This window comes from Bacteroides timonensis (assembly GCF_000513195.1).
Classification (GTDB): domain Bacteria; phylum Bacteroidota; class Bacteroidia; order Bacteroidales; family Bacteroidaceae; genus Bacteroides; species Bacteroides timonensis.
This window is the reverse complement of sequence record NZ_CBVI010000024.1, coordinates 1-11,853: the sequence shown is the minus strand read 5'-3', so window position 1 is coordinate 11,853 and position 11,853 is coordinate 1. Positions and strand designations below refer to the sequence as shown.

Sequence of the window (11,853 nt, the reverse complement as noted above, 5' to 3'; positions counted from 1 at the left end):
TTTTACATAACTATTTCACTGCTTTTTGATCGAGATGACGGAACGCTTTGGAATAAGATGAATGCTAAATAAGTTGTTGAAAACAACTGCATTACATAAAATAATCGGTAAGTATTTCACTACTCCGGTGTCCCCAAAGAATATTCTGACGTGAACATCCCTCCTCGCCTCCACTGGTTCGCAGTACGTGTCACATATGGCCGTGAACTGGCTCTGAAAGCTTTTCTGGATGAAGAGAAGATAGAGAATTTCATTCCGATGCGTCGCGATTATGTCGTGAAAGATGGTCGTCGCATTTGTAAGTTTGTTCCTGCCGTGCATAACCTTGTTTTCATTCGCTCTACTCGTAAGCGTATCGATACATTGAAGGATAAAGCCGGTATGAACATCCCTATACGCTATATAATGAATCGGGAGCATCATCTTCCTGTTATCGTTCCAGACGATCAGATGCGTAGTTTCATTCTTGTTGCTGGTACCTACGAAGAATCGGTTATTTATGTAGAACCCGCTGAACTTCAACTGGTAAGAGGCCAGAAGGTGCGTGTCATGGGCGGTGTTTTTGAGGGTGCTGTAGGAGAATTTGTTCGTATCCGTCGCGACCGTCGTGTAGTTGTCAATATTGAAGGTGTCATGGCTGTTGCAACGACTTTTATTCACTCTTCGCTTGTAGAACCGATAACTGACTAATTTCAGTGTCATAAATCATAAATTCTAAATCATAATTAAATATATGAGTGATCAAGTTTCATCCTTATTTTCCCTGGCTCACAGTCTTCTCACTCTAGGTCAGGATGGCAGTCCGATTTATGTTGATAGTTTCACCCGTCTGAATCGTGATGTTTATGAATCAGCCCTAAACTCGTATGGAAAACATGGCTCAACTCCTGAAGCTGAAGCTGAGCTGTGTTTAGGTCTTTTAGTAGCCTTCAATGCCACAATGTATGATAATGGGCATAAACAGGAATATATTCAGAAAGTTCTGGAGCGTGCTCTTAACGTTCTTCCACTGATCCCTGCTTCATTGTTGAAAGTTCGTCTGCTGACTTATTGCTATGGTGAGGTTTATGCAGAGGAGTTGGCTAAAGAGGCTCATGCTATTATTGATAGCTGGGGCAGTTTCCGACTGACTGCTGAGCAGGAGGAAGCAATAGAGGAACTGAAGAATATTGAAGAAAATCCTTATCCATGGGAAGAGGCTGAGGCGTGATTCTATTTGGCATAAGTATTCATAGTCATAACGGTGTGGATAGGTCAGTTTGGCTTGAATTTCATATCTAAAGGTCTTTTGACGGAAGAAGAAGGCCGTCTGTATTCCCCGTTTATTACAAAATCGCATAACGGGTGACTATAATGATTTTTTTGATTTTGCAAGTGAAGATGTACTTCCTCTGTTAGAGCCAACGCGTCAATTGTTGGTCACGCTTGATAGATTGATAAATCAGTTGTAACTATTCCCTTTTATTTTTGGCGCTGCATTTTTTTATTGCAGTATGAATATATGTGCCGGCTTACCTGAAGAGTGAGTTGGTCAGAATTTTATATTCTCATTAAGTATTCCCATTTATATGATTGATATTTCAGATAAAGCAATGTGTTGCGGTTGCAACGCCTGTGGCGACGTGTGCGCTCATGATGCAATTACTTTCAAAACGGATATTGAAGGGTTTTGGTATCCGGAGGTAGATAAGGATAAATGCACTGATTGCGGGTTATGCGAGCGTGTATGTCCCATATTGCACGTTGAGGAATTGAAGCGCAATGATTATAATCCACCGGTTTGTTACGGAGCTTATCATAAGAACTTGGAAATTCGCTTCGATAGTACATCCGGCGGAGCTTTTTCTGCAATGGCGGAAAGTGTATATAAACAAGGCGGTTATGTTGGCGGAGCTGTTTATGATACTAATTTTTTTGCCCACCAGTTTATTTCAAACAACAAAGAGGATTTGAAAAGACTCCGTAGTTCCAAATATTTGCAGAGCGATGCTGAGGGCTTCTATACTGCAGTCAAGAAAGCGGTAAAAACAGGAAAACCGGTATTAGTTTGCGGAACTCCTTGCCAAATGGCTGCCTTGCGCAGGTATTTGGATAAAGACTATGAGAATCTGATAATTGTAGATTTTATATGTAAGAGCATTGCATCACCTAAAGCTCACCGGAAATATTTTGATTATTTGGAAGAAATAAATGCCTCTAAGGTTGTTTATTTTAAGGCTAAGAATAAAGAGTTGGGCTGGCGTAGTCTGACCAAAAAATCTACGTTTGCCAATGGAAAGTCATACTATGGTGTGAGAGGTAAAGACCTTTACAGCAGGGCCTATCATAGCGGCATGATAGATCGGCCTTCTTGTTATTCATGTCAATTCAAGGGCTATCCACGTATGGCTGACATCACTTTAGCTGATTTTTGGGGGGTGGAGAAAGCAGCTAAGGATTTGGATAATAATACAGGCACTTCAGCTGTCCTTATTAATTCAGAAAAAGGGAAAATTTTCTTTGAACAAGTAAGCAAGCGTTTACGGAAAAGAGAAGTGAAAATTGAAAATATACAGCCTTTCAATCCTGCTTTAGTAAAGCCGGCAGTTTGTCCCGATTATGACAGGAAACAATTCTTTTTGGATTTGGAAAGTATGCGTTTCGACCAATTGGGAGATAAATATTTCCCGATATCAACAAGAAAATATGATAAGATACGGACATTGGTTTCTTGTACACGCACTTTTATGACGATGACTCAATTACGTCCTAAAGCGGTTTGGCAGTTCTTTCACCTGAATTTTTTTCATCCGGCTATAAAGACCGATTGGAAAAAGGGTAAATTACTTTTTCCAACTCCCTATTGTGTCTTCGAGATTGATAAAACTGCTAAAGTAACAGTAGGTGGGAGAATTCTATTGGGCAATAAAAGGTTTCGTAAATCTAAACTGGAAAGTCGTTTCCTGTTTGGCAAGAATTCTAAGGTTGAATTTCAGGGTGATTTCCGTTTTGGTTATGGTTGTGATGTGGAAGTGTTTGATAATGCGGAGCTTGTATGTGGTGCCTCCGGTGGTGGAAACATTGGCTTGACGCTAATTTGTGGTGATAAGATACATATTGGCAGCCATACATTCTATGGCCGCGATGTCTCTATCCGCGATACTAATGGTGGCCATATTATTGCCCAACAAGGTTTCAAGGATACTAACCCTGTTATAATTGGTGATTTTTGCTGGCTTTGTTCCGAATGTAAAATCATGCCGGGTGTAAAAGTAGGTGACGGTACGGTGGTTGGTTCCAATTCCGTGGTAATCGCTCCATTGCCTGCCCGTGTATTGGTGACCGGATCACCGGCTCGGATTATTGATACAGATATTGTGTGGAAGCATTAAAAATGAGGAATATGAACGAACAAGAATTTTTAGAGTTTTTCAAAAGCCTTTTTGATGGGCTTAATGAATCTATTGATATGAGTACGGAGTTCCGCTATATGGATGAGTGGAGTTCGCTTGCTGGTTTAGCTTTTATGACTGATATGGCTGATAAGTATAATAAGAATTTTGTGGTATCTGAGATGAAAGGGGCAGAGACTATAAGTGACTTATATCGACTCTATCTCTCCAAATAATGGATAACATTTTATGAATGTATTAATGATTGGTGGTACAGGGGTTCTTAGTACAGCTGTTACCAATGAAGCTTTAAAACAGGGAATACAGGTGGTCATGATAAATAGAGGGCATCGAAAAAAACTTATTCCTGATAATGTGGAGTTGATTAAATCCGATAAAAATGATTTTAATAGAATTCGTGGTTTGCTGGGGGAACGAAAGTTTGATGCAGTAATGGACTTTCTCTGTTATAATGATAAAGAGACAACAGAAAGCTTTAATTTCTATTCGCATTATACCAGACAGTATTTTTTTATTTCCTCATGTGCCGTCTATAATACAGAGTTAGCAACTGTGTGTAATGAAAATTCTCCAAAAGTCCGTCCTATGTGGAGATATAGTGTAAATAAGTGGGCAAGTGAAGAACTTCTGATGAAATTGGCTGCTAATTCCAATTGTAATTATACTGTGATTCGTCCATGTGTGACGTATGATGACACTCGTATTCCTTATGGTATTTCTCCTCAATACGGTTATCACTGGACATTGATTGCACGTATATTAAGCGGTAAGCCTATCATAAGATGGAATGGTGGAATAAATCGTTGCAATATGATGCGTGTTGAAGACTTTGCTGTAGGTGTGGTTGGATTAATAGGGAAAGATGAAGCCTATAACGAAGCTTTTAATGTTTGTGGTGATGAGACTCCATCTTTTAATGAAGTGCTTGATGTTTTGTCTGAATTTACTGGAAAAAAAGTAAAGACAATAGATATAACGAGTGATTTCTATGCCAAAGAACTTCCGAGCCGCGCTGGTGAAATATTGGGAGGACGTTCCATTGATCGTTTTAATAGTAACGACAAGATAAAAGCTGTTGTTCCTTTGTTTCGGCACACAATTTCATTGAGAAAAGGCATTGAGATGACTTATAATGCTTATCGAGACAATCATTATCAGTTTGGAATAGATTGGGATTTTGAAGGTGATACAGATCGCATAATACTGAAATGGTGTAAGAAAAACAGAATTAATACAGATGGGTTAAACCTGCACTTTATTGATTATCTCGGGGATGCTGATTCTTCGGACAAACGAAAATATATTTTTGCTTTACATAGAGGTCGTTGGGATGTTGTGGTAATGATGTTTGGTTTTAGAGTTATTAGAAAAGTAAAAAGAACATTATTGGGGAAATGATGCAAAACAATAGAATACAATATTTAGATTTGATCAGAGGAGGACTTATTCTCTATGTGGTTTTTTATCACATGTCTATGCAATTTGGACTTATATCCTATGAATCAGGAAATAGGCCTCTTCTATTCAGTATAATGTCTTTTTTTATGACGTCATTTTATTTTTTCAGCGGTTTTCTGTTTTCTTCGAAAAGATCTGCTTCTGATTTCGTCTATAATAAAGTGAGAAAGTTGTTGTTTCCTTATGTTTTTTGGTCTGCAGTTTCCTTGATTGTTTACTATGCAAACAGATATATTTTATATGGGACAATAGATTTCTTAGCACCTTTTTATTCTCTTGTTTCTACAGGGGCCTTGGCGTCAAATACGCCATTATGGTTCTTTTTTAGCCTTTTTAGCGTTTCTATTATATATTTTTTTATAGATGTCTATGTGCAAGGATATTACAAGCATGTTTTAATCTTAGGAAGTTTTCTGTTTGCATGCTTGGTTCATAATAGAATGCAGATTCTTTCTGATGGAAATATAGCTTTAGGACTGGTTTACTATCACTTTGGATATCTTTTTAAGAGACTACTTAAAGAAAAGAAAGATTTTCCTGATATTAAGATTCTGGTATTAACCATTGTTGTTTTTGTTTTGATATTGTTTTTTAACAGACAAGATTTGTCGTTCGTTTTGCTATATCAACGGACGGGAAGTTTCTTGCTCAATCTGCCATACTCATTATGTGCTTGTTATATTCTTTGGTATATAGGCTGTAAAATAGGGTCTGCCAAATATCTTGTTTTGATAGGAGAATATTCTTTGACGTTGTTTGCCTCTCATAGAATAATATTGAACTGGATATACGACCCAATTGTGCGGTATTTAAATCCCCATATTCCTTATTATGAATATATGCTAGTAGGAGGGAGTGTAATCTTAGTCTCTTATTTAATCTTAGTGCTTCTTTTAAAGAAAATATTTCCTCAAGTGATAGGGCTTTAATAAGATGATGGAGAAAACAAACAATAGAACCATCGCAAAGAATACCGCATTCCTGTATTTCCGTATGATGTTTACAATGATAGTTTCATTGTATACTTCACGTGTGATACTACAAACGTTAGGAGTTGACAATTATGGTATTTATCAGTCCGTAGGTGGAATTGTTGGCTTTTTGTCTTTTATTAATAGTGCGCTCAGCACAGGTTCGTCTCGTTTTTTAACTTACGAACTGGGAACAGGCAATCTTGAAAAGTTGAAGAGAACTTTCTCTACAACATTGACTATTCATATAGCAATTGCTCTCTTTGTTGTTATAGTTGCAGAAACGCTCGGAGTATGGTTTCTTTATAATAAATTGGTGATACCGGCTGAGCGGATGGACGCTGCAGTTTATACTTTTCATATATCCATATTAACTGCTGTGTTTACATTGACACAAGTTCCTTATAATGCAAGTATTATTGCGCATGAGAAAATGTCGGTTTTTGCATATATGAGCATTATAGAAGTTTCGGCAAAACTAGGAATAGTCTATCTTTTATCCATTGGCAGTTATGATAAATTAAAATTGTATGCCACTTTATTATTCATAGTTCAGGTAGGACTCATTTGTATCTATCGTTTGTATTGTAGTCGGCATTTTAAGGAAACGGTTTATCGTTTTGTTTTTGATAAGGCTATATTCAAAGAAATAGCGGGATTTTCGGGATGGAGTTTATTTGCCAGTAGTTCAATAGCTCTTAATAGTCAAGGTATTCTGATTTTGTTGAATATGTTTTTTGAACCTGCCGTGGTTGCGGCACGATCTATTTCTATTCAAGTAAATATGGCAGCTAGTCAGTTTGTTAATAATTTTCGTACAGCAGCTAATCCGCAGATAGTAAAGAAACTGGCGGTGGGCGACTTGATGGGTTCTAAAAGGCTATTGTTGGCATCCACCAAATATTCTTATTATATGATGTTTATAATCTGTTTTCCTGTCTGTCTTCTCGCGCATCCTTTATTAAAAATATGGCTGGATGTTGTGCCTGATTATACGGTTATATTTCTTCAGATTATAGTTATTCAGAGTCTGTTTCAAGTTTTTGACACTTCTTTTTATACAGCTTTGTATGCTAAAGGACGGTTGAGGGAAAATGCTCTAATATCACCAACCTTAGGTTTTATTAGTTTTCCTATAATCTATTTCTTATTTAAAGCGGGATATTCTCCTGTCGCTCTTTCATGGGCTAGTTTATTGACTTATGCCGTATTGGGGTTAATAGTAAAGCCTATATTAGTAGTGAAAATAGCAAATTATTATTGGAGAGATGTCTGGAATGTTTTTAAGCCCTGTTTGTTGGTTACTATGGCTGCTTTACCTGTACCTGTTTTTTTATATCATATAATAGGCGTTGATAGTATTCCACACTCCATTTTTATAGGTTTTATAACTGTTATTATAATTATATTGTCAATATATTGGATTGGGATTGACATGTTGACCAAACAAAAAGTTTGGTTATATGTAAAACGAAGATTTAGAAGATGATAGCGAATTTTATAACAGTTTTTTTATAAGGCATCTGATAAGATGCCTTATAAAAAGGAAATGTTTTACGGTATAATTTTATAATTCCCTATATTCCTTTGCCGCATCAAAACAAGGACAGTTTTTCATCGGGTTGAGGTCGTGATGACCTACTATCAATGCCCGTGGAAATACCCGTTTCAGTTCGCGCAGTAAAGCTACTAACGAAGCTTTCTGATGTAAGGTGCGTGTATCAGCCGGTTGTCCGGAAGCGGTAAGTCCACCTTCGTAGCAGATACCTAAGGAATGGCGGTTATGATTCCGGCAATGTGCTCCAATGCGTTCGTAAGGTCGTCCACGGTGAATCTCACCGTCGCGTGTCACGTAGAAGTGATAGCCAATGTCATTGAAGCCACGGTGGCGGATGTGATCCCGCCGACAGTCGTCAAAACTTCGGCGCACGCCCTGAGGCGTGGCTGAGCAGTGAATGATAATGAGTGTGATGGTTCTCATCAGTGCATGCAGGAGGTTATACCGAATACACCGGCCAAGGCAGTGACCACCGTGACGATAACTTTGAGGACAATGCCCCATACTGATTTTGATTTCTTTTCCATAAACCTATTAAATTTAAAAGATAAAAATTGAAATATTAGTTGACGTTTAAGAATTTGCGCAGCCTTTCATGGTTAATTTTTTCATTATTAATTTCTGAAGGCTACGCTTTTAAATTCTATCCCAGCGGGTTTTCATCCAGTCCTCCGCCACCGGTGTTACCACCGTCATCCGGTTTACTGCCGGAATTTCCACCGGAAGAGGGCGTTTTTGAAAAGTCCACTGTCGTCTGTCCCGCCTTTTGAGCTTTGAGCAGCAGACGTGTAGCCGCACGGGTAGGTACGGGTGAAAACTCAAGACCGGAGAATATGGTTTTCAAATCTTCGCCCGGAATGAACTGGATATTAACTCCGGTGATGTTGGTAGCCGTAAATTTTTCCGCGGTTTCTGCACCCCGGCTGGTAATTTGAAGACGAAATTTTCCCAGATCTCCGAAGTCTACTTGTTCGCCTGCACGCAGGCCGTCAATCATGTTTTCTACGGTAGCGATGATAACTGCGGTGACATCGGCACGACTGGCGGTGGTCTGCGCAGCTACACGGCGGCTCAGTTCTTTCAGGGACAGTTCCCCTGTGATTTGTGACTTGGCATACGCCTTGGCGCTCTCATCCTGGTTTTGCGGGTTCTTGAGCATTGCGATACTGTAATTCAATCCCATGATTAATAAATTAAAGAATTAATAATTAAATAATTAAGTTCTTACGGAAAAGCTCGGATCGGCTCAGTGAGACGCTGCGTCCTCCGTGATGAACAATACAAAGATACAATCTCCCGAACCTATGAAAATGAGTGACATTGACACCTGATAAAATTGTTACGGAATGGGTGATATCCGATGACTTTTTTGTACCTTTATAGCATAAACAGTACTCTAAAAGTAATCGTAAGATGAAGACAATCGCATGTAATCATGATACGGATGTGCCCGTAGAAGAATGGCCTGTCCGTCCTTATTCCAAAAGTGAGTTAGCGCGTGCATACGCGCCTGAAATCGGGGAGCGTTCGGCTCTTAACCGCCTTTCGCGCTGGTTGCGCGGGAACGTGCTTCTGTATCAGGCTTTGCTGGATACGGGTTACCGCTCCGCCCAACAGATTTTTACCAGCAAGCAGGTGGAACTGATTTTTGAGTATATAGGGAGACCTTAAGGCTTGAGAGGGAAGATTTGAAAGTGGCACTTGTGAAGTTTGACACTTGCGGCTGCGAAGCCTGACGCTTGCGGCTGTGTAAGCATACACTTGCACAAGCATAGCCCGACGCAGCCGCAAGTGTTATTCCCTTCAACTTTCGATGAGACTGATCCAAGGTGAATGATCCCTACTCATGACTTTGCCTTGTGCTTCCGCTATTACTTGCTCTTCGGACTCCCGTTCGTCGTAACGTCCGCAGGCTTGTCGGACATATAGGACGCTTCCTGTCTGGCACAGGTCCTGATCGCGCACCTTCAGCATGTCGAGTCGGGTATAGTTGCTGTCCTGTCGGTTGATGCGGGATATGGAAAATATGAAATCGGCCAGATTGGCCCAGTTGGCACTGCCTGCTATGGTATACATGTCAATCTCTTCCAGCTCGTTCTTCCCGTTGAGTTTGGTGAGTTTGCGCGGATGGGCTACGATGATGACCCATATATTGTTGGTTCTGCCCCATGCCTGCATCTGCGTCAGCATAGCTTTTATGGCTTGGGTTTCGGTGTTGTACCGGTTGGTTTCCACCTCCATGAAGAGGTATGGATCGATAATGAGATATTTCAGTGGAAGGGTGCGCCGCACCATGTCCGCTCTCGCGATGATATTGTTGGGAGTGGGGGATACTTCATGCAAGTCGAGGTGCACCATGTGGCTATCCAGAAAACTGACAATAGGTTTCAACTGTTCTTGGGTATAATTTACAGTGTTCACTTTTCCCAGCATGAGCTGCACGAGATGGGCGATATGCTTGTCTTTGTCGGGCACTTCGAAAGAGAGGTAACATACATAGCGTCCGGTCTTGGCCATGAGCCGGCACGTGAGGTCGTTCAGAAAATCGGTCTTTCCGCTGTTGGGTACTCCGGTCTCGATAATCAGACCGCCTTGGTCGGTGGGGTGGAATACATGGTCGGTCAAGGGGCCGTAACCTACATCATATCCGTGATCGTATTCTCCGTGCAGCACGTTCAAAATCCCGTTTGCCCGTTCGCTTACGGTGACGATGTCCGCTGTGTGTTGCGGTCGGGCGGATTCGATGATTTCGTGTACGACTTCGATGCCGTATGTGGCGAGTACGTCGGAAATGTCCTTGCAGTCGCCGGGTAGTGTGGTGAGTAGGCAACGCTCTCCGAAGTAGTCGGTGAGATGCTTCATCAGGGTTCTTCCCGGTAGGTCGATGTCTCCGCAGATCACGATGTCCCTCACTTGGTCTATCCAGGGTTCGAAGGCTTCGAAACTTTTAGAGAGATCGCTTGCCGCTCCGTTGGGTACGCTAATAACGTAATGATAGCCTGCTTCTTTGAGTGTAAGCACATCTTTTTCACCTTCGGTGATGATGAGTCGGAGGATGGTTTCTTCGGCTACCTTCAGGGGATTGATGCAGTCGATGTGGTAAGGTGGGCAAGGTGTGGTTGGTGAATCCTGGCTCCAGAATTTGGTATATCCGGCAGCTTTTTCCCTGCCGGTTGTTTCTCCTTCATCTGTGGCCTTGATAGTTGAGGGATCGCACGAGCGATATTTGACATTTATGGGCTGTCCGTTCAGAAAGTTGACGTAGGCTATGCAATGATACATGGTTCCGGTGCTCTTGTTGTCTTCATCCTTGCCGTAGCAGCGATGCATGAGACAGCCGATATGGGCTTCAATAGCCGTTTTCAGTGAGATGCCTTGATCTGCAAGATAGCGTCGGGCAGCGAGTTGATTCTGGTCCTTAGTCTCGGGATCATCTGTCAGCGGTTTGATTTTGGAGAATACTTCGGGAGGTAATTTTTTGTAATCTTCGGGAATCATAGGTACTTCGGATGTGGCTTTTCCACTGCCGTTTCCTGATTCTCTTTCCTGGCGGATATTGTGGGTAGGGTAATGTGTACCCATAAATTTATCACCGGCTGTTCCGGTAAATGACGAATTATAGCTCGGCCTTTCTTCCCAGAAGTCTTTGAGCTTCCCTTTGAAGTCGCAACCGCTGGAGAAGCAGTGAAAAGCTCCTGTCGTTTTGGAAATATAAAGATGTTTTTTGCCGCATTTAGGGCACTCTGTTACGAAATTCTTTCCTGCATTCTTACGTTCGGGAAAGTCACATAGATAATAAAATGGTTTCATTGGATTTATGAATTATAAATTATGGTTTATGGGAGAGTTTTATACCCATTTGTTGCTTAACACATTCCATGTCGCTTCTGCTGATGGTCTTGGTGGTGCATCCTTGGGTATATTCACTGTTCCTTCCATCTCATCGTCGTAGAATCGCATTTCGGATTCGGGATCTGTCCATTCGAATTCGTTGAGAGGGTGATTGCTGCGTTGATTACTTCTTATTTCATGAACTGCTTGTTTTCGTTTCTCTCTGTTTGTTCTTGCAGCGTCGTTTAACAGATGTTGTCCGTGGGCTGATTTCAACAGATTGCTTAACCAGCAGAGCCGTCCGGTGTGATTGGATTTCATGAATCGTGCTTGCGAAGCAAAATAAGGAATTAGTAGTTCATTGACCAGATGAATGAGATTCTCACATGCGTGTTTGCGTGTGAGTCCTTCGTGCAGTTGGAACCAATTGATGAGTGGCGTTAGTATCTGTGCTTTCTGTGTGGAATCCTTATTGATAAGATGAAAAAACTCTTTAGCGGCAGCTAAAGATTCCGGTGTAACAATATTTTTTTTAGAAGAATTATCTTCTAAAGGTATGTCGCCTTCAGGCGAAGCTTTTTCGTCAGAAGAACTCCCTTTAGTATTATTAATATTATATATATCATCTACCGGATAAGTTTCC

General features: G+C 40.9%; 12 protein-coding genes and 1 pseudogene. 8 read left to right on the top strand and 5 right to left on the bottom strand.

The features are described 5' to 3' along the window. Positions 1 to 150: 150 nt before the first annotated feature. From BN161_RS06900 to BN161_RS06870, 7 genes are all read left to right on the top strand, one after another. The gene (locus BN161_RS06900) at positions 151 to 690 is read left to right on the top strand and encodes a UpxY family transcription antiterminator (protein ID WP_007217686.1); all 540 of its coding nucleotides are present in this window, start codon (positions 151 to 153) and stop codon (positions 688 to 690) included. Positions 691 to 733: 43 nt separating this feature from the next. Continuing rightward, positions 734 to 1,210, top strand: coding sequence for a UpxZ family transcription anti-terminator antagonist (locus tag BN161_RS06895; protein ID WP_044264247.1), 477 nt, complete (start codon positions 734 to 736; stop codon positions 1,208 to 1,210). A gap of 358 nt (positions 1,211 to 1,568) precedes the next feature. Next, positions 1,569 to 3,371: a Coenzyme F420 hydrogenase/dehydrogenase, beta subunit C-terminal domain gene (locus tag BN161_RS06890; RefSeq protein ID WP_044264245.1), complete on the top strand. Its 1,803-nt coding sequence runs from the start codon at positions 1,569 to 1,571 to the stop codon at positions 3,369 to 3,371. An 11-nt stretch (positions 3,372 to 3,382) separates the two neighbouring features. Continuing rightward, positions 3,383 to 3,607 (top strand): hypothetical protein, encoded by a 225-nt coding sequence (locus BN161_RS06885; RefSeq protein ID WP_044264349.1) that lies wholly within the window; start codon positions 3,383 to 3,385, stop codon positions 3,605 to 3,607. Between the two features lie 13 nt (positions 3,608 to 3,620). After that, a complete protein-coding gene (locus BN161_RS06880; protein WP_044264242.1) occupies positions 3,621 to 4,790 on the top strand; it encodes an NAD-dependent epimerase/dehydratase family protein in 1,170 nt (389 codons plus the stop codon). Further along, positions 4,787 to 5,779: an acyltransferase family protein gene (locus tag BN161_RS06875; protein WP_044264240.1), complete on the top strand. Its 993-nt coding sequence runs from the start codon at positions 4,787 to 4,789 to the stop codon at positions 5,777 to 5,779. The genes BN161_RS06880 and BN161_RS06875 overlap by 4 nt, the downstream gene beginning before the upstream one ends. 4 nt (positions 5,780 to 5,783) lie before the next feature. Then, positions 5,784 to 7,310, top strand: coding sequence for a lipopolysaccharide biosynthesis protein (locus BN161_RS06870; protein WP_044264238.1), 1,527 nt, complete (start codon positions 5,784 to 5,786; stop codon positions 7,308 to 7,310). Positions 7,311 to 7,388: 78 nt separating this feature from the next. On the opposite strand, the gene BN161_RS06865 is transcribed toward BN161_RS06870, so the two are convergent. The 3 genes from BN161_RS06865 to BN161_RS06860 form a co-directional block, all read right to left on the bottom strand. After that, positions 7,389 to 7,802 (bottom strand): N-acetylmuramoyl-L-alanine amidase, encoded by a 414-nt coding sequence (locus tag BN161_RS06865; protein WP_044264346.1) that lies wholly within the window; start codon positions 7,800 to 7,802, stop codon positions 7,389 to 7,391. Beyond that, positions 7,802 to 7,906, bottom strand: a complete 105-nt coding sequence (locus BN161_RS29750) for a smalltalk protein (protein WP_165361061.1) — start codon at positions 7,904 to 7,906, stop codon at positions 7,802 to 7,804. The genes BN161_RS06865 and BN161_RS29750 overlap by 1 nt, the downstream gene beginning before the upstream one ends. Before the next feature lie 116 nt (positions 7,907 to 8,022). Beyond that, positions 8,023 to 8,562, bottom strand: coding sequence for an HU family DNA-binding protein (locus tag BN161_RS06860; protein WP_044264237.1), 540 nt, complete (start codon positions 8,560 to 8,562; stop codon positions 8,023 to 8,025). Positions 8,563 to 8,792: 230 nt separating this feature from the next. Between BN161_RS06860 and BN161_RS06855 the strand changes: the two genes are divergently transcribed. Next, entirely contained in the window at positions 8,793 to 9,050 is a 258-nt protein-coding gene (locus tag BN161_RS06855) for a DUF4248 domain-containing protein (protein WP_044264235.1), read from the top strand. 132 nt (positions 9,051 to 9,182) lie between these two features. Here BN161_RS06855 and BN161_RS06850 read toward each other — a convergent pair whose 3' ends face one another. Both BN161_RS06850 and BN161_RS06845 read right to left on the bottom strand, forming a co-directional pair. Beyond that, positions 9,183 to 11,189, bottom strand: a complete 2,007-nt coding sequence (locus tag BN161_RS06850; protein WP_044264232.1) for a bifunctional DNA primase/helicase — start codon at positions 11,187 to 11,189, stop codon at positions 9,183 to 9,185. Between the two features lie 39 nt (positions 11,190 to 11,228). Next, a pseudogene (locus tag BN161_RS06845) lies at positions 11,229 to 11,853 on the bottom strand (hypothetical protein); the annotation flags it as partial.